Source organism: Pseudomonas sp. PDM28, assembly GCF_019219115.1.
GTDB classification, from domain to species: Bacteria; Pseudomonadota; Gammaproteobacteria; order Pseudomonadales; family Pseudomonadaceae; genus Aquipseudomonas; species Aquipseudomonas laurylsulfatiphila.
On record NZ_JAHUWG010000003.1, the window covers coordinates 121,832 to 145,139 of the forward strand.

A 23,308-nucleotide genomic window follows, 5' to 3' on the forward strand; every position below is an offset into this window, starting at 1 on the left:
CTTAACCCTCCTTGACCAGGCCGAGATCGGTCAGCACGTTGCGGGTGGCGCTGTAGTAGCGCACGTACCCGGTGCAACGGCAGATGTGATGACCGAGGCTGTCCTCGATGACTTTTTCCAGCTGGCTTTTGACGATCGGCTGACGCTGCAGCTTTTCCACCAGCACGGTCGCGGCATTCACGAAGCCCGGTGCGCAGTAGCTGCACTGGAAGGCGAATTCATCGACGAAGCGCTGCTGGATCGGGTTCAGCTCGGTGACCTTGCCCTGCTCGTCGCGGGTCGCATGGCCTTCGATGGTCCGAACCTTCTTGCCTTCGAAATAGTGTGCGCCGGTGATGCAGGTGCGCACTTCTTCGCTGGTGCCGTCGGGGTTGTCGACGATCACCACGCAGGCGTGGCAGATGCCCTGGCCGCAGCCCAGGCGCGAACCGGTGAGGTTTTTGTATTCATGCAGGTAGTCGATCATCGGCAGGTCATCAGGGATGTCCACCGGGTCGACGGATTGACCGTTGAGGGTCAGTTGAAGCGGACGGTTAGCCATTGAGGGCCTCCTTGATGCGTGCAGAAGTGATAGGCAGGTCGCGGACACGTTTACCGATGGCATGGGCCACGGCATTGCCGATGGCACCGACCACCGGAATCATCACCACTTCGGCGATGCCCTTGGACGGGTCGCTTGGCGACAGTGGCGGCAGGATCTCCGCCGTCTGCTTCCACACCGCAACATGGCGCGCCATTGGCAGGCGGTAACGGTTGAAGTTCCAGTCACCCTCCCCCGGCCCGCCTTCGTACAGCGGCATTTCTTCCATCAGCGCATGGCCGATGCCCATGGCGATGCCGCCTTCGAGCTGGCCCTTGACCAGTTCCGGCACCAGCACACGACCGCACTCGACCCACGAGTGGTGGTTGAGTACCGACACTTCGTTCGAACCCTTGTTGACCTTTACTTCCACCAGCGTGGCAACCGGGCTGTAGTACGTCACCGCCGCGTTGTTCAACTGGGTTGCCGGGTAGGCGATGTTCTGCCGGTCCAGCAAATGGAAACCGGCGCTGTTCATCTGCGCTTTCTTCGCTTTCGGTGCACCGTCGCCGTACTTCACGGCCAGGCCGTCGAGCGGCAAGCGCTCACGCACGCCGTCGATGCTGAACTCGGCCTCGGCCCAGCTCCAGCGGTTGAAACCGTGCACCGTGGCGCCGCTCACCAGGCCGCGCTCGTGAACACGCTTGGCCAGCATGGCAAACGGCAGGGGTTCCATGCCGTTGGCGGTGAGCTTGCCATCGACCCAATGGGCGTCTTCGCGGCGCACCACGTAAGGGTTGGCCTGACCGCCGTAAGGGCCTTGGCGCCAGATCTCCAGCGCCGCCGGCCACAGGCCGTGGTTGAACAGCACGCGCGCGGCTTCACGGGTGGCGTGGCTGAAGTAGTACGCCGAGTTGGTGGCCGACGATGCCGAAGCCACCTTGCCGACCCAACGCGGGTTGCGCAGGACATTATCCTGTTCGGCCTGGCTCATGATGTACGGGTTGCCGCTGCTGATCAGCTGCAACTCTTTCCATTCGGTTTCACCGGTCTTCACTTCGTGCGCCGGGACACCGAGGAAATCGGCCACGACCATGGCCTGCGAGGTCGACATGCCGGTGCCGATCTCGATACCGATGTGGCGCAGGCTGATGCGACCTTCGGCGGTGAATTCAATGCTGGCCATCGGCGCTTCGGAACCGGTGCCGAAGTCTTTCTGGCAGATGGCGAAACCAACGCCGTACCAGTTATCCGGATCAGCAGCTTCGCGTTGTTTCTTGACCGCGTCGCGGTTTTTCCAGACCTCGTGGACCGCCGCCTTGTCGAGAATCTCGTGCAGGCGCAGGGCACCGGCCGGGATCGCGCCCTGGGTGTTTTTCATGCCCGAGCGCAACGCATTCTTGCGGCGCAGTTCAATGGCATCGACACCCAGGCGATCGGCAATTTCGTCGACCATCATTTCGGTCGACGCCATGCTCTGCAGGGTGCCGTAGCCACGCATCGACCCGGCTTCTACCGCACGGGAATGGTAAGCCGTGACCTGCAGGTCGTTCTGCGGCATGTAGTAGATCGATTGCGCGGCCGTGGCGCCCACCGCCGCCACCGACGGGCTGTAGTTGATTCGCCCGCCACCGTCGACGCTCATTTCAGCGCGGAAGATCTTGAAGCTGTGGTCGTTCTTGTCCACCGCCAACTGGTAGCGAATGTCGAACGGGTGACGCTTGATGCCGCTCTGGAACTGCTCGTAGCGGTCGTTGGCCAGGCGCACCGGCACACCGGCGCCGTACAACGCGGCCAGCGCTGCGTAGTAGACGAAAATGTTGTGGTCTTTGGAGCCATAACCGACGGTGTAACCCGGGTGCATGTTCAGGTTGGCCAGGCCGAAACGCGACGGCGCGATCATCTTCGCGGTCTCGGTCGCGGCTTCCAGCGGGCACTGGGTGGCGACGACGAAATGCAGGGTCTTGGTCGCCGGGTCGTACCAGCCGTTGCCGTTGTCCGGTTCCAGGGCGGCCGGTTCGATCGACGGGGTCTTGTAGCGCTCGTCGAACACCAGCCAGTTGTCCGGCGGCGTATCGATCTGCTGCTTCATGCGGTCGGCGTAGAACAACCCGCGCTCGGTCAGGTTGCCGTGCAGGTTCGGCTGGGAGTTCCACACCGGGCGACGGTTTTTCAGCATCGGGAACAGGATCGAATCCTTGAGGCTGGCGAACTCGTCTTCGTCGGCCGAGGTCGCACCGCCGACGCGCACGTAGCGGAAACTGCCGTATGGATCGCCTTCGTAGAACGGCACTTTATCGCCGTAGCGGATGGCCTTGTCATTGAATTTGAGCTGGTTCTTGGCCTGACGGAAGCGCTCGAAGTCGTTCCAGATCAGGATCGCCACCGGGTGCCCGATGAACATCGGCACCTTGCCGACCGGCAACAGTGGATCCGGGGCGTGCTCCTCAGGGAACACGATACCGTCCTTGACCAGGTCTTCGGCGGTGACGATGCGGTCCGGCTGCAACTCGGCCCCCAGCCACGACAGGTCGATGCCGGCGAAGATGTGGTCGGCCTTGATGGTTTTCAGCAGCATGGCGTGGCCTTGTTGCTGCGGCCAGCCCGGCATGTCCTTGGCGCGGATGTCGCGGGCAAAGACTTTGCTGCCGCAGACCTTGGACAAGGCATCGTTACGGGCGCGCGCCTTGCCATTGTTGCCGAGCCACTGCTCGGACGGCACGGTCACGCTGTTTTCCATCAAGGCGGCCAGCGCCTGGCTGCTCAACGGTGTGAGCGTCACGCTCACACCCGCTACCAGCCCGCCCTGAAGGAACGAGCGCCGGGATATATCACGGTTGGACATGGATCATCCTCTGGGCGGTTATGGGGTCCGCCCTTCTGGTTATGTACTGGAAATCTCGAGTCGTGCAGAAGCCCTTTTCGACGATGCAAAGGGCTGTTGTTGACAGTGCAAAGCTGACCGAAAGGTTAAGTTTATAGGCTTATGCCTTCGCGGAAAACTAAAAACTGACCAAGGAATCAAAAAACCGCGACTTTTCGACGCAGCAGTTCGATGAACAACCCCAACTCCCGGCTGATGTGCTCGCCCTTGCGCAACAACAACCCGAATGGCGCCATCTGCACATCCAGTTCCACCGGTAACGCCACCACCAGGCCCATTTTAAGATAGTCGCGCAATGCGGTTTCCGACAGGACCATGATCGCGTCGGTCAGCTGAATCAGTTGCTGCATGGAGTACACCGAACTGCATTCGATGATGTCCGCTGGCAACGGCAGCGCCAGGCGCTGCAACGCCTGATCAAGGCCGATGCGCGCCGGACTGGTTTCCGGTTGCAGGATCCACGGCCAACCGCTGACCAGTTCTGCCATGTCGAGTTTTTTGCGCCGGGCCAGCGGGTGGCCGGCGTGCACCACCACCAGCAAGCGTTCGTTACCCAATTGCTCGAAGACGTAATGCTCACTGTCGGTGGCGGCATTGCGCCGGGCGATGGCGAGGTCAATGCGACCCTGTTCCAGCAACTGGATCACCTGGTCGCTGGTGTCGCCCATGATGCGGATCCGCAGTTGCGGATTGAGCGCCTTGATCTCGGCAATCGAATCCATGACCAGGCCCGGCGCCGCGCCCATGATGGTACCGATCGACAGATAGCCGTAGCCGCCCTGCTGCCGCGCCATCAGGTCCTCGGCACAACGGTCCAGACCACTGATGGCCGACTCGGCAAAGCGAATCAGCTCCTGGCCCAGCGCTGTCGGGCGCATCCCCCGCGGCAGGCGCTCGAACAGATCGCAGCCGAACATGTCTTCAATCTCATGGAGCATGCGAGTTGCCGCCGGTTGCGACATGTTCAGGCTTTGCGAAGCGCGGTGCAGGTTCTGGCTGGAGCTGAGCGTCACCAGCATGTGCAGATGCTTGTAGCGCAGGCGATTGAGCAGGCTGCGGGAGATGATCGGCGTGGTCATGGCGGGCCTTTTTTATCGATACCCTCAAGGTATCAGTTGTGAGCTAGATTCGATTTGTAACGCATCGATCAGCGGCCGTACAGTCTTCCCCATAAGAACAAATGCCCTACCAAAGGAAAACTGCGATGAAGACTCTACCCGCGCCTCTGCTCGCCAAAATTTCCTGGCGGCTACTCCCGTTTCTCCTGCTGATGTACATCATGGCCTTCCTCGACCGCGCCAACGTCGGGTTCGCCAAGCAAGCCTTTCAAGCCGATACCAACATCAGCGATGCCGCCTTCGCCTTCGGCGCCGGGGTGTTCTTCGTGGGCTACGCGTTGCTTGAAGTGCCGAGCAACCTGATCCTGCACCGCGTCGGCGCCCGCCTGTGGATGTGCCGGATCATGGTCACCTGGGGCCTGGTCTCCGCCGCCATGGTCTTCGCCCACACAGAAACCAGCTTCTACATCCTGCGCTTCCTGCTGGGCGTGGCCGAAGCCGGATTCTTCCCCGGCGTGATCCTCTACCTCACCTACTGGTTCCCCAGCGCCGTGCGCGGCAAGGCCATGGGTTTCTTCTATTTCGGTGCGCCGCTGGCGTTCATCTTCGGCAGCCCGTTGTCCGGCCTGCTGCTGGAACTGGACGGTTTCGCGGGCTTCCACGGCTGGCAATGGCTGTTTGCCGTTGAGGGCCTGATGGCGACAGCGGTGGGCATCTGGGCCTACTGGTACCTGGACAACCGGCCGGCCGACGCCAAATGGCTGACCGTCGAGGAACGCCAGCAAGTGCAGACCCTGCTCGATCAGGAAGACAGCCATAAACAGAACCACGGCCGCAGCCTGCTCAACGTCATTTGCCAACCCTCGGTGCTGTACCTGTGCCTGATCTACCTGTTGATCCAGGCCAGTGTCTACGGCGTGGTGTTTTACCTGCCAAGCCAGGTGGGCGGACTGCTGGGCACCAAGGTCGGGCTGATGGTCGGCCTGGTCACGGCGATTCCATGGATTTGCGCCTTGATCGCCGCCTACCTGATCCCCGGCTACAGCGACCGCACCGGTGAACGCCGCCGCACCGCGTGCCTGACCTTGCTGATGGCCGCCGCCGGAATCGCCTGCTCGGTGACCTTCAGCAACCCGCTGCTGGGGATCATCGCCCTGTGTTTTGCCGCCTCCGGCTTCATCGCCGTGCAACCGGTGTTCTGGACCTTCCCCTCCAGCTACCTCGCCGGCAGTGCCGCCGCGGCCGGGATCGCCCTGATCAACTCGTTCGGCGCCCTCGGCGGCTTCATCGCCCCCATCCTGAAGAACTGGGCCGAGGGCGCTTTCCATTCACCGGCAGCAGGCTTGTACGTGCTGGCCGTTACCACCGTCATCGCCGCGTTGCTGGTGCTGGGCGTACGCGCGCCCGGCCATGAAGCCTCGAACAAACCGGCCACCATTTAACTTGACCGCCGTTTAACAAAAGGAATCACACCATGGGCATTCCAACCATCAAACACGTCCGCGCTTTCACCCTGCGAGGCGGCGGCGCGGATTATCACGACCAGGCCGACGGCCACTGGATCGACGATCACATTGCCACGCCGATGAGCAAATACCCCGAGTACCGCCAGAGCCGCCGCACCTTCGGCATCAACGTGCTCGGCACCCTGGTGGTGGAGATCGAAGCCAGCGACGGCACCGTCGGCTTTGCCGTGACCACGGGCGGCGAGCCGGCCGCCTACATTGTCGAGAAGCACCTGGCGCGCTTCCTCGAAGGCGCCCGGGTCACCGACATCGAAAAAATCTGGGACCAGATGTACCAGTCGACCCTGTATTACGGGCGCAAGGGCATCGTCATCAACACGATCTCCGGCGTCGACCTGGCGCTGTGGGACTTGCTCGGCAAGATCCGCCAGGAGCCCGTGCACCAGTTGCTCGGCGGTGCGGTGCGCGACGAGCTGCAGTTCTACGCCACCGGCGCCCGTCCGGACCTGGCGCAGAAAATGGGCTTCATCGGCGGCAAGATGCCGCTGCACCACGGCCCGGGCGAAGGCGAAGAAGGCCTGCGCAAGAACCTCGAAGAACTGGCGACCATGCGCGAGCGTGTCGGTCCGGACTTCTGGCTGATGCTCGATTGCTGGATGAGCCTGGACCTCAACTACGCCACCAGACTGGCGGTTGGCGCCCACGAACATGGCTTGAAATGGATCGAAGAAGCCCTGCCGCCGGACGATTACTGGGGCTACGCCGCCCTGCGCAACAACGTGCCCAAGGGCATGCTGGTCACCACCGGTGAACACGAAGCCACGCGCTGGGGCTTCCGCATGCTCCTGGAAATGGGCTGCTGCGACATCATTCAGCCGGATGTCGGCTGGTGCGGCGGGATCACTGAACTGGTGAAGATCTCTGCCCTAGCCGACGCCCACAACGCGCTGGTCATCCCCCACGGTTCTTCGGTGTACAGCTACCACTTCGTCGCCACCCGGCATAACAGCCCGTTCGCCGAGTTCCTGATGATGGCGCCGAAGGCTGACGAAGTAGTGCCGATGTTCCACCCGCAATTGCTCGGCGAACCGGTGCCGGTCAATGGCCGCATGCGCCTGTCCGCGCTCGACCAGCCAGGATTCGGCGTGACCCTCAACCCGGAATGCCAACTGCATCGGCCGTACAACCGCTGAGAAAGGAGTTCGTGATGAACATGCCGCACAACGCGTTCAAGGCCGCACTGAACAACAGCGAAACCCGGTACGGCATCTGGGCCGGGTTCGCCACTGGCTACGCCGCCGAGATTGTCGCCACCACCGGTTACGACTGGATGCTGATCGATGGCGAACACGCGCCCAACACCGTGCCCGGCGTACTCGCCCAGTTGCAGGCCGTGGCGCCTTACCCGACCGCGCCAGTGGTGCGCGCGGTGAATGGCGATGCCAACCTGATCAAGCAACTGCTGGATATCGGCGCGCAGACGCTGATGATCCCGATGGTCGAAACCGCTGAGCAGGCACAGGCACTGGTGCGCGCCATGCGCTACCCGCCCCACGGCATCCGCGGGGTCGGCGGCGGCCTGACCCGGGCCACGCGCTGGGACGGCGTGCCGGATTACCTGAATACCGCCCACGAACAACTGTGCCTGATCGTGCAGGTGGAATCGCGCACCGGCGTGGAAAACGTCGCCGCAATTGCCGCTGTCGAGGGCGTGGATGCGGTGTTTATCGGGCCGGCGGATTTGTCGATCGGCCTGGGTCACGCCGGCAACCCCGGTCACCCGGAAGTCCAGGAACGGATTCAACACGCCGTGAACGCCACACTGGCGGCCGGCAAGGCCTGCGGGATTCTCGCCCCCAACGAAGAAGACGCCCGCCGCTACCAGCGCTGGGGCTGCCAGTTCATTGCGGTGGCCATCGACATCAGCCTGCTGCGCCAAGGCGCCATGACCACCCTCGCCCGCTACCGCGAGCCCGCTACCACTCAAGCGCCGTCACGCACTTACTGATCTGCCAAGGAGTCGCACCATGTCATCCGTGCCTGTTTACGAAAACTTTATCGACGGCCAGTTCGTGGCCAGCGCTGCCCACCTCGATGTGATCAACCCGGCCACCGGCGCCGTGCTGTCGAAAGTCCCGGCCTCGACCGCCGAGGACGTCGACCGCGCCCTCGCCGCTGCCCGCGCCGCACAGAAAGACTGGGCGCGCAAACCGGCGAATGACCGCGCCGGCTACTTGCGCCGGATCGCCGCGAAACTGCGGGAAAACGTCTCGCACCTGGCGCGCACCATCACCCTGGAGCAAGGCAAGATCAGCGGGCTGGCGGAAGTCGAAGTCAACTTCACCGCCGACTACCTCGACTACATGGCCGAATGGGCCCGGCGTATCGAAGGTGAAATCATCACCAGCGACCGCCAGAACGAAAACATCTTCCTGTTGCGCAAACCACTGGGCGTGGTGGCCGGGATCCTGCCATGGAATTTCCCGTTTTTCCTGATCGCCCGCAAGATGGCCCCGGCCCTGCTGACCGGTAACACCATCGTCATCAAGCCCAGCGAAGAAACCCCGAACAACTGCTTCGAATTTGCCCGGCTGGTCGCCGAAACCGACCTGCCGCCCGGCGTGTTCAACGTAGTCTGCGGTGACGGCCGAGTCGGCGCGGCACTGAGCGCGCACAAGGGCGTGGACATGATCAGCTTCACCGGCAGCGTCGACACCGGCTCACGAATCATGGCCGCCGCCGCGCCGAACATCACCAAGCTCAACCTGGAACTGGGCGGCAAGGCGCCGGCTATTGTGCTGGCGGATGCAGACCTCGACCTGGCGGTCAGGGCGATCCGCGATTCGCGGATCATCAACAGCGGCCAGGTGTGCAATTGCGCCGAGCGGGTCTATGTCGAGCGCAAGGTGGCGGATCAATTTATCGAACGCATCGCGGCGGCCATGAGTGCAACGCGCTATGGCGACCCGATTGCGCAGCCTGACGTGGAGATGGGCCCGCTGATCAACCGCCAGGGGCTGGACAGCGTCAACCGCAAAGTCCGCACCGCGTTGAGCCAGGGCGCAAGCCTGATCAGCGGCGGGCAGATGGCCGATCTGCCGAATGGCTTCCACTTCCAGCCCACTGTTTTAGCCGGTTGTCGCGCGGACATGGAGATCATGCGTGAAGAGATTTTCGGGCCAGTGCTGCCGATCCAGATAATCGACGACCTGGACGAAGCCATCGCCCTGGCCAACGATTGCGACTATGGCCTGACTTCGTCGATCTACACCCGTGACCTGAGCAAAACCCTGCAGGCGATGCGCGAGCTGGATTTTGGCGAAACCTACGTCAATCGCGAGAACTTCGAAGCCATGCAAGGTTTCCATGCCGGTGTGCGCAAGTCCGGCATCGGCGGCGCGGATGGCAAGCACGGGCTGTACGAATACACCCATACCCACGCGGTGTATTTGCAAGGCTAAGTGAGGTATTCAGGCGGATTGCCAAATCGCAGAAACAAAAAACCCCGGTCTCTCGACCAGGGTTTTTGCTATCGACTCGAAGTAACCAGTGGTTTCTTCGTAGCTCCAAGGCGTTCAGTGGGCCTCGGGGCAGATATGGCGCAGCGGACGGGACTCGAACCCGCGACCCCCGGCGTGACAGGCCGGTATTCTAACCGACTGAACTACCGCTGCGTATCGCTTTGAGCAGATGCTCAAGTAACTCGTCTGATTGAAAACTCAGTAGCTTTTCAATCTCGAACCAGACATACCTGATTCGGAAAATATGGCGCAGCGGACGGGACTCGAACCCGCGACCCCCGGCGTGACAGGCCGGTATTCTAACCGACTGAACTACCGCTGCGCGTCGGTGGAGGCATTTCAGCCTACCTCTTGCTTTCGCAAGTATCTCGGGAGTGGTGGGTGATGACGGGATCGAACCGCCGACATTCTGCTTGTAAGGCAGACGCTCTCCCAGCTGAGCTAATCACCCGTTTGCATCTCCGAGGCCGCGAAATTTACGCAGGTAGCGAACCTAAGTCAATAGCAGGATTGAAGTTTTTCTGAAAAAGACAAAATTATGTATATGCAGCAAGACCGCTTTCGCGGGCAAGCCCGCTCCCACATTTGGAATGCATGCCCCTGTGGGAGCGGGCTTGCTCGCGAAAGCGGCAGCACATCCGACATCAATCCCGCAGCTTACTCGCTGTAAATCATCTTCTTGGTCATGCCGCCATCGACCACGAACTCCTGCCCGGTGACAAAACCGGCATTCCTCGACAGCAGCCAGGCCACCATCGCCGCCACATCCTCGACCGTCCCCACCCTGCCCGCCGGATGCTGGGCATGATCGGCCTCGGTCAATGGCTCGGCACGCCGCACCGAAGGGTCGCGTGCATCGATCCAGCCAGGGCTGACGGCATTGACCCGGATCTCCGGGCCAAGGCTGATGGCCAATGCGTGAGTCAGGGCCAACAAGCCGCCCTTGCTCGCCGCATAGGCCTCTGTGTCGGGTTCCGACTGCCCGGCGCGGGTCGAGGCCAGATTGACGATGGCGCCGCTGTGAGCGCGCAGGTACGGCGCACAGTGCTTGGCCAGCAGCATCGGCCCGCTGAGGTTTACCGCCAACACCCGATTCCAGTGGGCCAGGTCGAGGCTTTCGAGGGTGATGTTGTGCGGATCGGCCACCGCCGCATTGCAGACCAGCGCATCCAGGCGCCCGAACTGGCCGAGCACCTCGGCCACGCCCAGCGCGACTTGCCCCTCGTTGGCGACATCCATGGCGATGAACCAGGCGTTGTCGCCCAGCACTTTCGCCACTTTCGAACCGCGCTCCCGGTCCAGATCCGTCAGCACGACTTGCCAGCCTTCGCTGATCAGCCAGGCTGAAATCCCCAGGCCTATGCCCCGCGCAGCACCGGTCACCAGCGCTACACGGCCATTGGAGCCGGTGGTCGGCGTAGACAACTCGATCACAACGCAGCCAGACCGCGCGCCAGGTCGGCTTGCAGGTCCGCCACGTCTTCCAGGCCGACCGCAATGCGGATCAGGCTGTCACGAATGCCCGCCGCTTCACGCTCCTGCGGCGCCAGGCGACCATGGGACGTGGTGCTCGGATGCGTGATGGTGGTTTTGCTGTCGCCCAGGTTGGCGGTGATCGAAATCAGGCGCGTGGCGTCGATAAAGCGCCAGGCGCCCTCTTTGCCGCCCTTCACCTCAAAACTGACGACCGCACCGAAACCCTTCTGCTGGCGCAGCGCCAGCTCGTGCTGCGGATGGCTCTTGAGGCCGGCGTAATGGACTTTCTCGATGCCTGCCTGCTGCTCCAGCCACTCGGCCAGTTGCTGGGCGTTGGCGCAATGGGCCTTCATCCGCAGGTTCAGGGTTTCCAGGCCCTTGAGGAAGATCCAGGCGTTGAACGGGCTCAGGGTCGGCCCGGCGGTACGCAGGAAGCCTACCACTTCTTTCATCTGCTCGCTGCGACCGGCGACCACGCCGCCCATGCAACGGCCCTGGCCATCGATGAACTTGGTGGCCGAGTGCACGACGATGTCCGCGCCCATTTTCAGCGGTTGCTGCAAGGCCGGGGTGCAGAAGCAGTTGTCGACCACCAGCATCGCGCCTTTGGCGTGGGCGATTTTCGCCAGTTCGGCAATGTCGACCAACTCGGCCAGCGGGTTGGACGGCGACTCGACGAACAGCAGCTTGGTATTGGACTTGATCGCCGCATCCCAGCCGGACAGATCCGCCAGGGCCACGTAATCGACTTCGATGCCGAAACGCTTGAAGTACTTTTCGAACAGGCTGATGGTCGAGCCGAACACGCTGCGCGACACCAATACGTGATCGCCGGCGCTGCACAGGCTCATCACCACAGCCATGATCGCAGCCATGCCGGTGGCGGTGGCCACGGCTTGCTCGGCGCTTTCCAGAGCGGCGATGCGCTCTTCGAAGGCGCGTACGGTCGGATTGGTGTAGCGCGAGTAAACGTTGCCCGGTACTTCCCCGGCAAAACGCGCGGCTGCGTCGGCAGCGGTGCGGAATACATAGCTGGAAGTGAAGAACATCGGATCACCGTGTTCGCCTTCCGGCGTACGGTGCTGACCGGCACGTACGGCCAGGGTATCGAACGCTACGCCTTCGAGGTCGCTGTCCAGCCGACCGGCATCCCAATCCTGACTCATGCTCTCACTCCTTTCCCTATTCTCGTAATTTAAAAGCCGGATACAAAACCGGCCCCTCAGGGCCGGTAGAAACTCAGTTGTTGTACAGGTCGATGATCGCGCTGACTGCCTGCGTCTTGACCTTGGAGGCATCGTTGCGTGCCTGCTCGATCTTGTTCAGGTAAGCCTCGTCGACGTCGCCAGTGACGTACTGGCCATCGAACACCGCGCAATCGAACTTGTCGATCTTGATCTTGCCGCCACCGACCGCTTCGATCAAGTCAGGCAGGTCCTGATAGATCAGCCAGTCGGCGCCGATCAGGTCAGCCACGTCCTGGGTCGAACGGTTGTGCGCGATCAGCTCGTGAGCGCTCGGCATGTCGATGCCGTAGACGTTCGGGTAACGAACCGCTGGCGCCGCGGAGCAGAAGTAGACGTTCTTGGCGCCGGCTTCGCGGGCCATCTGGATGATCTGCTTGCAAGTGGTACCGCGCACGATGGAGTCATCCACCAGCATCACGTTCTTGCCGCGGAACTCCAGCTCGATGGCGTTGAGCTTCTGGCGTACGGATTTTTTCCGTGCGGCCTGGCCCGGCATGATGAACGTCCGGCCGATGTAGCGGTTCTTCACGAAGCCTTCGCGGAACTTCACGCCCAGGTGGTTCGCCAGCTCCAGCGCGGCGGTGCGGCTGGTGTCCGGAATCGGGATGACCACGTCGATGTCGTGATCCGGACGCTCGCGCAGGATCTTCTCGGCCAGCTTCTCACCCATGCGCAGGCGAGCCTTGTAGACCGACACGCCGTCGATGATCGAATCCGGACGCGCCAGGTAGACGTGTTCGAAGATGCACGGGGTCAGGGACGGGTTGGTCGCGCACTGACGGGTGTACAGCTTGCCCTCTTCAGTGATGTAGACCGCTTCGCCTGGCGCCAGGTCGCGAATCAGGGTGAAGCCCAGCACGTCCAGGGAAACGCTTTCCGAGGCGATCATGTACTCGACGCCTTCGTCGGTGTGACGCTGGCCGAAAACGATCGGGCGGATGCCGTGCGGGTCGCGAAAGCCCACGATGCCGTAGCCGGTGATCATCGCCACGACGGCATAACCACCGACGCAACGGTTGTGCACGTCGGTGACGGCGGCAAACACGTCTTCTTCGGTCGGCTGCAACTTGCCGCGCTGGGCCAGTTCGTGCGCGAACACGTTGAGCAGCACTTCCGAGTCGGAACTGGTGTTGACGTGGCGCAGGTCAGATTCGTAAATCTCCTTGGCCAGTTGTTCAACGTTGGTCAGGTTACCGTTGTGCGCCAGGGTGATGCCGTAAGGCGAGTTGACGTAAAACGGTTGAGCTTCAGCCGACGTCGAGCTGCCCGCGGTCGGATAACGCACATGGCCAATGCCCATGTGGCCGACCAGGCGCTGCATGTGACGCTGCTGGAACACGTCACGCACCAGGCCGTTATCCTTGCGCAGGAACAACCGGCCATCATGGCTGGTCACGATACCGGCAGCGTCCTGGCCGCGGTGCTGGAGCACGGTTAGCGCGTCATACAGCGCCTGATTGACGTTCGACTTACCGACGATACCGACGATGCCACACATGCGACGCAACCCCTACTTAATGGATCTGAACTGAGCACTACTCACTGAGGCGTTTTGGCCATCGGCAAGAGTTGCTCCTTGAACGGAATATCAGCGGGTACGCTGATTCCGCTGGCAAGCCACTGACTGCTCCACCCGAGAATCAGGTTTTTGGACCAGTCGGCGACCAATAGAAATTTTGGCACGAGCTGTGACTCTTTCCACCACCCGTCCTGCTGTACCGGCCCCAGGCTCAACAGCCCGACGGCGATGACCACCAGCAACCCGCCACGCGCGGCGCCGAAGGCCATGCCGAGGAATCGGTCGGTCCCGGAGAGCCCGGTGACGCGAACCAGTTCGCCGATAAGATAATTGATCATTGCGCCTACGATTAAAGTGGCGACAAACATGATGGCACAGCCCGTGATTATACGAGCCGATGGCGTTTGAATGTACCCGCCGAGGTACTCGGACAATGAGCCACCGAACATCCAGGCAACGACTCCTGCGATGATCCAGGTCAGCAGCGACAGAGCTTCTTTGACGAAGCCGCGGCTCAGACTGATCAATGCGGAGATGGCGACGATTGCTACGATCGCCCAGTCAACCCAGGTAAATGGCACAGTGCAGCCTACAGACGGATAAGGCGGCGCATTTTAGCAGAGCCCATGCTTATCGGTAAGCTGCGATTGTCAGTGCATTTCATATCGGGGCGATAGTTTTAGCCACGTTCCGGCTGAAAGCGCACGACAAACCCCTTCAGGTTCTGCTGGCGATTCAGCAAATCCCGCAGCCGGTCGGCTTCTGCACGCTCGATCAGCGGCCCGACAAATACCCGGTTTTTGCCGTCGGCGGTCCGGATGTAGGCATTGTAACCCTGGCTGCGCAGGGTTTTCTGAAGCTTTTCCGCGCTTTCACGGCTCGCCAGACTGGCCAGTTGCACCGACCAACTGACCGACAGACCATTGGCATCGACACGGCTTTGCGTGGTATCCGGCTTGCCGGGTGCCGCCGTGATGGGCTGGGCAGGCGCGGTCGCAGGTTTGGCGGCCAACGCCGGGACCGGCGCAGGCGCAGGCGGCGTAACCGGTTTGGCAGCAGGTGCCGGAGCCACCGGCACAGCCGGCACCGCCGATTCCTGCTGGGCGATTTCGTCATCGCTCGGCACGGGCTCCTGGGGCAAGGCTTGCGGCTCAGGCACCGCCACGGGCTCGACCTGCACCTGAGGCAGCGCAGGCGCCTGCGGGGCCGCCGGCGCTTCGACCGTCACCTGGCGCTGTTCGTCCTGGCGGGAAAACAGCATCGGCAGAAAAATCACCGCCAGCGCGACCAACACCAGGGCGCCAACCATGCGCTGTTTGTATGCCTTATCCAGCAATGCCATTTGCCGCTTCCTCCGTGGAGCGCCGGGCCAGCCATTCAAGGGCCTCGGCGACACAATAAAATGATCCGAACAACAGGATTTCGTCGTCGCTCGTGGCCTGCGCGCACTGCCCTTCCAGGGCGGCCGCTACACTGTCGTATGACGTGACCGAGGCACCAAGCCCCTGCAATGCATCGTGCAGGTCCGCAACCGGACGCGCCCGAGGCGAATCCAGTGGTGCAACAGCCCAGTGCTGGACACTAGCATTCAACTCGCCGACAACACCACCCAGATCCTTGTCCGCCAGCAGCCCGAACACCGCCAGACGCTTGCCGACCGGTGGACGACTGGCCAGACGACGGGCCAGATACTCCGCCGCATGCGGGTTATGCCCCACATCCAGCAATAAATTCAAACGCTTTCCCTGCCACTCGAACGCGCGGCGATCCAGACGACCGACCACCTTGGTAACCCGCAGCGCTTCGATAATCTGCGCATCCACCCAAGGCAAGCCAAGCAGCAAGTAAGCCTGCAACGCCAGTGCGGCGTTTTCCATCGGCAGATCGAGCAGCGGCAGGTCGCGCAGCTCGACTGCACGCCCTTGCGCATCGACACCGCGCCATTGCCAGTTGTGATCGGTCACGCCGAGATCAAAATCGCGCCCACGCAGGAAAAACGGGCAGTTGAGCTCGCGCGCCTTGTCCAGCAGGGGTTGTGGAGGATTCAGATCGCCGCAGAGCGCAGGCGCGCCCTGGCGGAAAATCCCGGCCTTCTCGAAGGCCACGGACTCTCGGGTATCACCCAGGTAATCGGCATGATCGACGCCAATACTGGTGACCAGCGCCATGTCGGCATCCACCACGTTGACCGTGTCCAGACGACCGCCCAGACCGACTTCCAGCACCACCGCATCGAGCCCGGAGTGCTGGAACAGCCAGAACGCCGCCAGGGTGCCCATTTCGAAGTAGGTGAGCGAAGTGTCGCCACGCCCGGCCTCTACCGCAGCAAAGGCCTCGCACAGCTCGGCGTCAGTGGCTTCGACGCCGTTGACCGTCACCCGTTCGTTGTAGCGCAGCAGGTGCGGGGAGTTGTAAACCCCCACTTTCAAGCCCTGGGCCCGCAGCAAGGACGCCACGAACGCACAGGTGGAACCCTTGCCGTTGGTCCCGGTGACCGTAATCACCCGTGGCGCCGGCTTGCCCAGTCCCATGCGGGACGCTACCTGCTGCGACCGCTCCAGCCCCATGTCGATGGCCGAAGGGTGCAACTGTTCGAGGTAGGCGAGCCATTCGCCAAGGGTACGTTGGGTCATAGGCTGGCAGGTACCGGTGGAACCACGATTGGCTCGATGGGGGCGGCCACGAACTTCGGCGTCGGCAGGCCCATCATTTGCGCCAGCAGGTTGCCCAGGCGCGGACGCAGCTCCTGACGGTCGATGATCATGTCGATGGCACCGTGCTCCAGCAGGAACTCGCTGCGCTGGAAGCCTTCCGGCAGTTTTTCACGCACGGTCTGCTCGATCACTCGAGGACCGGCAAAACCGATCAGCGCCTTCGGCTCGCCGACAATCACGTCGCCCAGCATCGCCAGGCTGGCGGAAACGCCGCCGTAGACCGGATCGGTCAGCACGGAGATGAACGGGATGCCTTCTTCACGCAGACGCGCCAGCACCGCAGAGGTCTTGGCCATCTGCATCAGGGAAATCAGCGCTTCCTGCATCCGCGCACCGCCGGAAGCCGAGAAACAGACCATCGGGCAACGCTTTTCCAGGGCGTAGTTGGCGGCACGAACGAAACGCTCACCGACGATGGCGCCCATCGAACCGCCCATGAAGGAAAACTCGAACGCCGAAACCACGATCGGCATGCCCAGCAACGTGCCGCTCATCGAAACCAGCGCGTCTTTTTCGCCGGTCTGCTTTTGTGCAGCGGTCAGGCGGTCCTTGTACTTCTTGCCGTCGCGGAATTTCAGACGGTCGACCGGCTCCAGGTCTGCACCCAGCTCGGTACGGCCTTCAACGTCGAGGAAGATGTCGATACGGGCGCGGGCGCCGATACGCATGTGATGGTTGCACTTGGGGCAAACGTCCAGGGTCTTTTCCAACTCCGGACGATACAGCACAGCCTCGCAAGACGGGCATTTGTGCCAAAGACCTTCAGGCACCGAGCTCTTCTTGACCTCGGAACGCATGATCGAAGGGATCAGTTTGTCTACTAACCAGTTGCTCATGCTTTCTTTCTCCAGTACCGGCGGCCCGAACGCTCTGGTTCGCAGCCCCGTGTATGCCCTAGCGCTAAATTCATGTGTGCGGCGATGATCAGTGAATGGCCGGATCAGCGAAACGTGACCTGCGTACCACCCCATGACCCTCAGCCGTTTTGTACAGTGCAGTGGACGGCGGCAGTCTGCCAGCCGTCACATCAACAGGTGCTACCGCGTACCGCCTTGATAAATGCCTGGACCTTTGCGTGATCCTTGATGCCCTTGCTCGCCTCTACCCCGCCGCTGACATCCACGGCATAGGGCCGGACGCGGGCAATCGCTTCAGCGACGTTATCCGGCGTCAGGCCGCCGGCCAGAATGATCGGTTTGCTCAAGCCTTGCGGTATCAGTGACCAGTCAAACGCCTCACCGGTTCCTCCGGGAACGCCCTCGACATAGGTGTCGAGCAGGATTCCGCTGGCACTGGCATACGCATTACAGGCCGCGGCGATGTCATCACCGGCCTTGACCCGCAGCGCCTTGATGTACGGACGGTGCCAGCCTTCACAATCCGCCGCGCTTTCATCGCCGTGAAACTGCAGCAGGTCCAGGGGCACCGCGTCGAGGAGTTCGCCCAGTTCGCAACGGCTCGCATTGACGAACAGGCCCACGGTGGTCACGAACGGCGGCAGCGCCTGGATGATCGAGCGCGCCTGCTGGAACGTCACCGCACGGGGGCTTTTGGCATAGAACACGAAGCCGATGGCATCCGCCCCGGCCTCGACGGCTGCCAACGCATCCTCTATGCGGGTAATCCCACAGATCTTGCTGCGAACGGCTGACATGTCGATACAACTCCAAGACAAATCCGGGAAAGTCCCGGATGGTAACAAAAGCGTTCGAGGGCGTCAGCCGCCAAGTTCGGAGAAGCCGGTCAGGAAGTGTGGACCGATGTAACGCTCGGGCAATTCGAACTCGTCACGGTACTCGACCTGCACCAGATACAACCCGAATGGATGCGCCGTCACGCCACCGGACCGCCGAATCCGGCTCTCCAGCACCTCTTTCATCCACTCCACCGGACGCTCACCGGCGCCAATGGTCATCAGCACGCCGGCGATGTTGCGCACCATGTGGTGCAGGAAGGCGCTGGCGCGAATGTCCAGCACGATCATCTTGCCGTGACGGGTGACGCGCAGGTGATGCAGCTCCTTGATCGGCGACTTGGCCTGGCACTGGCCGGCGCGAAAAGCGCTGAAATCATGGGTGCCGAGCAGGTATTGAGCCGCCTCCGCCATGCGCTCGACGTCCAGCGGGCGGTGGTTCCAGGTCACTTCTTCGTTCAGGTGCGCGGGGCGGATCTGATCGTTGTAGATCACGTAGCGATAACGCCGGGCGATGGCCTTGAACCGCGCATGGAAGTGCGCCGGCATGACCTTGGCCCAACTGACACTGACGTCGTGGGGCAAGTTGATGTTGGCGCCCATGGTCCAGGCCTTCATCGAACGCTCGACCTGGGTATCGAAATGCACCACCTGTCCGCAGGCATGCACCCCGGCGTCGGTACGCCCGGCGCACATCAGCGAGACGGGTGAATCGGCGACTTTGGACAAGGCGTTTTCGAGGGTTTCCTGCACGGTGAGCACCCCGGACGCCTGGCGCTGCCAGCCACGGTAGCGCGAGCCTTTGTATTCGACGCCCAGCGCGATCCGGAAAAAGCCGTCGGCTGCCATTTCGGCGGCCGGGTTATCTATATTTGCCAAGGAGGGACAGCCTGCTGATGTAACAAAGGCGGGCATTATAAGGCCACCGGACGGGGATACCAGAGAGATCTCCTTTGACTGTTCCGGCCCCATCGCGGGCAAGCCCGCTCCCACAGGTTTTGTGAACGCCACAGAACCTTGTGGGAGCGGGCTTGCCCGCGATGGCTGATCAACAGACGACATCAATTCATCGACCCAACAAAAACGGCAGCCTCAATGGGCTGCCGCTTTGTTTACAACGTACCGATCACTCAAGCCAGACGCGAAAGCATCTCCCTCGCTTCGCTCTTCTGCTCGTCACTGCCTTCGCTCACGACCTCATTGAGGATGTCGCGGGCACCGTCGCTGTCTCCCATGTCGATATAGGCCTGGGCCAGATCGAGCTTGGTAGCAGCTTCATCGGTACCCGAGAGGAAGTCGAACTCGTCATCGCCATCCAGTGCGGCATCGGCTTCGGTAAAGGTCGGCTCACCGATGCTGTGGGACAGGCTTTCCAGCTCCGCGTTGACATCATCCAGTTCGGCGGCGAACGTATCCGGCGTGCTCATTTCGTCGGCCAGCGACAGGTCGAAGTCGGCAGGCAAATCCAGATCATCCAGCGCAACGTCAGGAACAGCCGGGGTTTCGGCGACTGGAAAGTCCTTCACGCCCTCATCCAGATCCAGCAGGAAATCATCTTCCGCCAACATCGCCGGCGACGGTTGCGCACCGAGATCCAGGTCAAGATCGAAGTCCGACAGGTCGTCGAGGTTTTCCTTTATTTCGGTCTGTTGCTGCAACGCCGACTCAAAACTCAGATCGTCATCCAGCGGGAATTCGTCCAGATCCGCCAAAGCCTCCACTTCAGGCTCCGGTGCAAGTGCAGGTGCAGGCGCAGGCGCCACTGGCTGGATCGTGTCCAGATCATCCAGGCTCAGGTCGAAGGCGCTATCGAGGTCATCCTCGAACGGTGCCGGCTCTGCTGCTGGCGCTTGCGGCTCATCGAGCAACAGGTCCTTGACGTACTGCGCGTCCAGTTCGGCAGCAACGGCGGCTGCGGCGATGCCACCGGCAGCCACCAGCGCCATGGCCGGGAAGCGGCTTTTGAGCTTTTCCACCTGGGCGAAGTTGTCGCCATTGGCCACCAGCTTGCGCTCCTGGCCGACGAACGCATCGCGGTCGCCTTGCTGGCCGTAGACTTCCATCAGCTTCAAGCGCAAATCGCTGCGTTGAGGCTCTCGCTTGACGCCGTCCTCCAGCAACGCGGCAGCCTGGTTCAGGCGACCGGCATCGATGTGCGACTGAGCCTGGCCCAGCACGTCATCGGAACGCTCGGCAGCCGGCGACACCAATGGCGCGGCGATCGGCGTGGTCATCACGACAGGGGCAATGACCGGCGCAGGTGCAGGAGCTGGCGTCGGTGCAGTCGCCAGCTTCACGCTTGGCGGCGGAACTTCCAGGCCTTCGAAGCTGCTTTCCGGCAGGTCGAGATCGGCCGAGAACGGCTGTTCTTCGGCCAGGGCACGCGCCATGCGCTGATGCTTCTCGGCTGCTTGCTGGGCTTTGCGGCGGCGCGCCAGCAACAGCAGCAAGAGCAGCAGAACGACAGCACCGCCACCCACCAGGCCCAGCAGCACCGGATTGCTCAGCAACTCATTGAATTTCTGATCGTCGGACGCAGCCGGCGTCGCCTCGACAGGTTGCCCGACCGGAGTCGGAGCTGCCTCGGGCGCCGCGGCCACTGGCGCAGAGTCTGCCGGCGCAGGTGCAGCCGGATTGGGCGCCAGCTCGGCCGACATTGCCGGAGCCGTTGCGGTGCCTGGTGCACCAGTCGCGCCCTCGGCCTGCAACTTGGCCAGTTGATTGTTCTTCAGCTCGATCAGGCGCTGCAGCTTGTCCACCTGGCTTTGCAGGTCGGCCATGCGGCTTTTCAGTTCAGCGTTATCACGACGACTGGAGTCGAGGCTTTCCTGAGTCACCGCCAGCTTGTTGCTGAGGGCCACGGCATCACCAGCAGGCCCTTTGCCACGATTCTTGCCGGACTCGGCAGACACCAGGCTCAGTTTGTCGCCGGCCGCTTGAGCCGGAGCAACATCGCTGCGAGCGCGATTGGTGGCGTCCAGTTGCTGCTGCCCTGCCCCGGGCTTGGCGACATAACGTCGCCCCTGACGCCAGGCCTTGTTCTGCGCAGCCACTTCGGCGATGGCCTTGGGTTGCGGCAGGTTCGTGCTCTGCGCCTGATCCGGCATACGCAGTACCTGGCCGGTTTTCAGGCGGTTGATGTTGCCGTCAATGAAGGCGTCCGGGTTCAGCGCCTGAATGGCCAGCATGGTTTGCTGGATCGAACCGCCATTACGCGCCTTCGCGGCGATTTCCCACAGGGTATCGCGCGGCGTGGTGGTGTATTGCGATGGTTTGGTCGCACCGGTGACCGGTGCAGCGACGGTTGAAGTCGGTGCGGGCTGCGCAGCCGCCTCGGCGGTTTGCGACGAGAATTTCGATGGATCGAGCAGCACACTGTAGTCGCGCAGCAAACGGCCGTTCGGCCACATCACCTGAACCAGGAATTTCACCATCGGCTCGGAGAGTGGCTTGCTGGAGGTCACGCGCAGGATGCTTTTGCCGTTGGCGTTAAGCACCGGGGTGAAGGTCAAGTCATTCAGAAACGCCTGGCGGTCGACACCGGCCTTGGCGAAATCTTCCGGCGAAGCCAGGCTCGGCACCAATTCGGCAGCGGTGAGGTCCTTGACATCGAGCAGCTCGATTTCCGCCACCAGGGGCTGGTTGAGCGTCGATTTCAGGGTCAGTTCCCCGAGCCCGAGGGCATGCGCCATACCGGAGGACAGCGCCGAGGCGGCCGCTATTGCTAACACCAGTTTGCGAACTTGAACCATTAGCTCATCCTTAGTTTGAACATTCCTCGGCCAGCGAGAAGATATTGATAGCCGCCGCCGTAAGGCATTGCGTGCAACGACGAAGGTCGTCGCGCGCGATCATTTGATTGATGCCCCGGAAAGCCCCGCAGAGTGGCTCGCCTTCAGCGCTCCGGCAAGCATAGGCTCGCGCGGAATCATTCGACAAATTGTTGCAAAGTATCTTTTACAGCAGGTCTTTAATCAACAACTCAGCCAGCTGCACAGCGTTGAGCGCGGCGCCTTTGCGTACGTTATCTGACGTCAGCCACAAATTAAGTTCCGACAGGTCGTCGATACCATGGCGAACCCGCCCCACGTAGACCACATCCTGGCCTACCGCGTCACCTACCGGGGTCGGGTAATCGCCCGCCTCGACCAGCTCGATGCCGGGCGCGTCTTCCAACGCAGCATTGACTTTGGCCAAATCAATGTCGCTTGCGCACTGCAGGGTCACGCTATAGCTATCGCCAAAAAACACCGGGGCTTGAATGCAAGTGACGGAAATCTTCAATGCAGGCAGCGCCATGACCTGACGCAGCTCACGCACCAGGCGTTTTTCCAGCAGCGTATGACCTTGTTCGTCCGGCTTGCCGACCTGGGCCAACAGGTTGAAGGCCATTTGCCGGTCAAAGAATTTCGGTTCCAGCGGCCGCACATTCAGCAGTTCAGCGGTTTGCCGGGCGAGCTCGCTCACGGCTTCACGGCCCTGGGCCGATACCGCCAGGCTGGCGGTCAGGCTGACACGCTGCAAATCGAGCACATTCATCAGCGGCGCGAGCACCACCGCCAGCGTGGTAGCCGACGGACTTGGACCACTGACCAGAAACGGCTTTTTCAAGCCCGCCAGCACCTGAGCGTTGGCCTCAGGCACGACCTGCGGCGCCTTATCCGCGGGCAAGGCACCGGACAGATCGATCACCGAGCAACCGGCGTCGTTCGCACGGGAAGCAAAACTCAAGGAAACCGCCGGGCCGGCGGCAAAAAATGCCAACTGCACCTTGCTGAAGTCGAACTCATCGACTTCCCGCACCCGCACGTTCTTGCCGCGAAAGGGCACGGAACTGCCGGCCGACTCGCTGCTGGCCAACAGATGAAGGGTGCCGATCGGGAAATCGCGCTCTTCGAGAATCTGCACGAGCGTTTCGCCGACAGTACCGGTGGCGCCGATCACGGCAATATCGATGGACTGGTTCATGGCTTGGCCTCTGGCGAAACGGGGGGAGCGGCACTTTACCGGGTGGTGGGGATGCAGGCAATTCTGCCGGATATTTACGCTGGCTGTACCGGCCCCTTCGCGGGCAAGCCCGCTCCCACAATGTTCGGTGTCGAGCACAAGGTTTGTGTACACCACTGAAACCTGTGGGAGCGGGCTTGCCCGCGAAGAGGCCGGTACGGGCAACCCATAAACGTCAGACAGTCAGGGATAAAAAAACCCGC

The 23,308-nt window shown here is 62.0% G+C and carries 18 protein-coding genes and 3 tRNA genes; 4 read left to right on the forward strand and 17 right to left on the reverse strand.

Translation table 11 applies throughout. From position 1 onward, the window contains the following. Position 1 precedes the first annotated feature (1 nt). The 3 genes from KW841_RS07005 to KW841_RS07015 all read right to left on the reverse strand — a co-directional run bounded on the left by KW841_RS07005 (position 2) and on the right by KW841_RS07015 (position 4,483). Positions 2-541 carry a (2Fe-2S)-binding protein gene (locus tag KW841_RS07005; RefSeq protein ID WP_218474824.1) on the reverse strand — a complete coding sequence of 180 codons (540 nt, stop codon included), beginning with the start codon at positions 539-541 and terminating at the stop codon, positions 2-4. Then, positions 534-3,365, reverse strand: a complete 2,832-nt coding sequence (locus tag KW841_RS07010) for a xanthine dehydrogenase family protein molybdopterin-binding subunit (RefSeq protein WP_218474826.1) — start codon at positions 3,363-3,365, stop codon at positions 534-536. The genes KW841_RS07005 and KW841_RS07010 overlap by 8 nt, the downstream gene beginning before the upstream one ends. A gap of 176 nt (positions 3,366-3,541) precedes the next feature. Continuing rightward, positions 3,542-4,483, reverse strand: coding sequence for a LysR family transcriptional regulator (locus KW841_RS07015; RefSeq protein WP_015095870.1), 942 nt, complete (start codon positions 4,481-4,483; stop codon positions 3,542-3,544). Between the two features lie 125 nt (positions 4,484-4,608). On the opposite strand from KW841_RS07015, the gene KW841_RS07020 reads away from it, so the two are divergent. Genes KW841_RS07020 through aldA form a run of 4 tightly spaced genes read left to right on the forward strand, consistent with a single transcriptional unit; the run spans position 4,609 to position 9,389 of the window. Further along, positions 4,609-5,904 (forward strand): MFS transporter, encoded by a 1,296-nt coding sequence (locus KW841_RS07020; protein WP_218474828.1) that lies wholly within the window; start codon positions 4,609-4,611, stop codon positions 5,902-5,904. Between the two features lie 32 nt (positions 5,905-5,936). Then, a complete protein-coding gene (gene rhmD / locus KW841_RS07025; RefSeq protein WP_218474831.1) occupies positions 5,937-7,121 on the forward strand; it encodes an L-rhamnonate dehydratase in 1,185 nt (394 codons plus the stop codon). A gap of 14 nt (positions 7,122-7,135) precedes the next feature. Beyond that, complete coding sequence (locus KW841_RS07030; protein WP_218474834.1) at positions 7,136-7,936, forward strand: aldolase/citrate lyase family protein; 801 nt, start codon at positions 7,136-7,138, stop codon at positions 7,934-7,936. A 19-nt stretch (positions 7,937-7,955) separates the two neighbouring features. Beyond that, a complete protein-coding gene (gene aldA, locus KW841_RS07035) occupies positions 7,956-9,389 on the forward strand; it encodes an aldehyde dehydrogenase (RefSeq protein ID WP_218474837.1) in 1,434 nt (477 codons plus the stop codon). A 136-nt stretch (positions 9,390-9,525) separates the two neighbouring features. Here the strand turns inward: aldA and KW841_RS07040 are convergent. From KW841_RS07040 to KW841_RS07105, 14 genes are all read right to left on the reverse strand, one after another. After that, a tRNA-Asp gene (locus tag KW841_RS07040) sits at positions 9,526-9,602 on the reverse strand. 92 nt (positions 9,603-9,694) lie between these two features. Next, a tRNA-Asp gene (locus KW841_RS07045) sits at positions 9,695-9,771 on the reverse strand. A 53-nt stretch (positions 9,772-9,824) separates the two neighbouring features. Continuing rightward, positions 9,825-9,900, reverse strand: a tRNA-Val gene (locus KW841_RS07050). A gap of 206 nt (positions 9,901-10,106) precedes the next feature. Next, positions 10,107-10,883, reverse strand: coding sequence for an SDR family oxidoreductase (locus KW841_RS07055; protein WP_218474839.1), 777 nt, complete (start codon positions 10,881-10,883; stop codon positions 10,107-10,109). Then, a complete protein-coding gene (locus KW841_RS07060) occupies positions 10,880-12,091 on the reverse strand; it encodes an O-succinylhomoserine sulfhydrylase (protein ID WP_102699276.1) in 1,212 nt (403 codons plus the stop codon). Before KW841_RS07060 ends, KW841_RS07055 begins: the two co-directional genes overlap by 4 nt. 73 nt (positions 12,092-12,164) lie before the next feature. Then, complete coding sequence (purF, locus tag KW841_RS07065) at positions 12,165-13,670, reverse strand: amidophosphoribosyltransferase (RefSeq protein ID WP_007975670.1); 1,506 nt, start codon at positions 13,668-13,670, stop codon at positions 12,165-12,167. 41 nt (positions 13,671-13,711) lie between these two features. Then, positions 13,712-14,272, reverse strand: coding sequence for a CvpA family protein (locus KW841_RS07070; protein WP_007975669.1), 561 nt, complete (start codon positions 14,270-14,272; stop codon positions 13,712-13,714). Between the two features lie 98 nt (positions 14,273-14,370). Further along, a complete protein-coding gene (locus KW841_RS07075; protein WP_218474841.1) occupies positions 14,371-15,033 on the reverse strand; it encodes an SPOR domain-containing protein in 663 nt (220 codons plus the stop codon). After that, positions 15,017-16,324, reverse strand: coding sequence for a bifunctional tetrahydrofolate synthase/dihydrofolate synthase (folC, locus tag KW841_RS07080; RefSeq protein WP_218474843.1), 1,308 nt, complete (start codon positions 16,322-16,324; stop codon positions 15,017-15,019). Before folC ends, KW841_RS07075 begins: the two co-directional genes overlap by 17 nt. After that, positions 16,321-17,241: an acetyl-CoA carboxylase, carboxyltransferase subunit beta gene (gene accD / locus KW841_RS07085; RefSeq protein ID WP_007975665.1), complete on the reverse strand. Its 921-nt coding sequence runs from the start codon at positions 17,239-17,241 to the stop codon at positions 16,321-16,323. Before accD ends, folC begins: the two co-directional genes overlap by 4 nt. Positions 17,242-17,432: 191 nt before the next feature. Beyond that, complete coding sequence (locus tag KW841_RS07090) at positions 17,433-18,059, reverse strand: phosphoribosylanthranilate isomerase (RefSeq protein ID WP_218474846.1); 627 nt, start codon at positions 18,057-18,059, stop codon at positions 17,433-17,435. 63 nt (positions 18,060-18,122) lie between these two features. Next, the gene (gene truA, locus KW841_RS07095) at positions 18,123-18,947 is read right to left on the reverse strand and encodes a tRNA pseudouridine(38-40) synthase TruA (RefSeq protein WP_033063335.1); all 825 of its coding nucleotides are present in this window, start codon (positions 18,945-18,947) and stop codon (positions 18,123-18,125) included. Between the two features lie 281 nt (positions 18,948-19,228). Beyond that, positions 19,229-21,850 carry a FimV/HubP family polar landmark protein gene (locus KW841_RS07100; RefSeq protein ID WP_218474849.1) on the reverse strand — a complete coding sequence of 874 codons (2,622 nt, stop codon included), beginning with the start codon at positions 21,848-21,850 and terminating at the stop codon, positions 19,229-19,231. Between the two features lie 205 nt (positions 21,851-22,055). Beyond that, a complete protein-coding gene (locus KW841_RS07105) occupies positions 22,056-23,066 on the reverse strand; it encodes an aspartate-semialdehyde dehydrogenase (protein WP_218474851.1) in 1,011 nt (336 codons plus the stop codon). Between the last annotated feature and the right edge of the window lie 242 nt (positions 23,067-23,308).

Excerpts from the sequence above, each read along its gene's own strand:
- aldA (WP_218474837.1), top strand. The coding sequence starts at position 7,956 with ATGTCATCCGTGCCTGTTTACGAAAACTTTATCGACGGCCAGTTCGTG.
- KW841_RS07100 (WP_218474849.1), bottom strand. The coding sequence starts at position 21,850 with ATGGTTCAAGTTCGCAAACTGGTGTTAGCAATAGCGGCCGCCTCGGCG.
- KW841_RS07015 (WP_015095870.1), bottom strand. The coding sequence starts at position 4,483 with ATGACCACGCCGATCATCTCCCGCAGCCTGCTCAATCGCCTGCGCTAC.
- purF (WP_007975670.1), bottom strand. The coding sequence starts at position 13,670 with ATGTGTGGCATCGTCGGTATCGTCGGTAAGTCGAACGTCAATCAGGCG.
- truA (WP_033063335.1), bottom strand. The coding sequence starts at position 18,947 with ATGGCAGCCGACGGCTTTTTCCGGATCGCGCTGGGCGTCGAATACAAA.
- KW841_RS07010 (WP_218474826.1), bottom strand. The coding sequence starts at position 3,365 with ATGTCCAACCGTGATATATCCCGGCGCTCGTTCCTTCAGGGCGGGCTG.
- accD (WP_007975665.1), bottom strand. The coding sequence starts at position 17,241 with ATGAGCAACTGGTTAGTAGACAAACTGATCCCTTCGATCATGCGTTCC.
- KW841_RS07105 (WP_218474851.1), bottom strand. The coding sequence starts at position 23,066 with ATGAACCAGTCCATCGATATTGCCGTGATCGGCGCCACCGGTACTGTC.
- folC (WP_218474843.1), bottom strand. The coding sequence starts at position 16,324 with ATGACCCAACGTACCCTTGGCGAATGGCTCGCCTACCTCGAACAGTTG.
- KW841_RS07060 (WP_102699276.1), bottom strand. The coding sequence starts at position 12,091 with ATGAGTCAGGATTGGGATGCCGGTCGGCTGGACAGCGACCTCGAAGGC.
- KW841_RS07030 (WP_218474834.1), top strand. The coding sequence starts at position 7,136 with ATGAACATGCCGCACAACGCGTTCAAGGCCGCACTGAACAACAGCGAA.
- KW841_RS07090 (WP_218474846.1), bottom strand. The coding sequence starts at position 18,059 with ATGTCAGCCGTTCGCAGCAAGATCTGTGGGATTACCCGCATAGAGGAT.
- KW841_RS07075 (WP_218474841.1), bottom strand. The coding sequence starts at position 15,033 with ATGGCATTGCTGGATAAGGCATACAAACAGCGCATGGTTGGCGCCCTG.
- KW841_RS07020 (WP_218474828.1), top strand. The coding sequence starts at position 4,609 with ATGAAGACTCTACCCGCGCCTCTGCTCGCCAAAATTTCCTGGCGGCTA.
- KW841_RS07005 (WP_218474824.1), bottom strand. The coding sequence starts at position 541 with ATGGCTAACCGTCCGCTTCAACTGACCCTCAACGGTCAATCCGTCGAC.
- rhmD (WP_218474831.1), top strand. The coding sequence starts at position 5,937 with ATGGGCATTCCAACCATCAAACACGTCCGCGCTTTCACCCTGCGAGGC.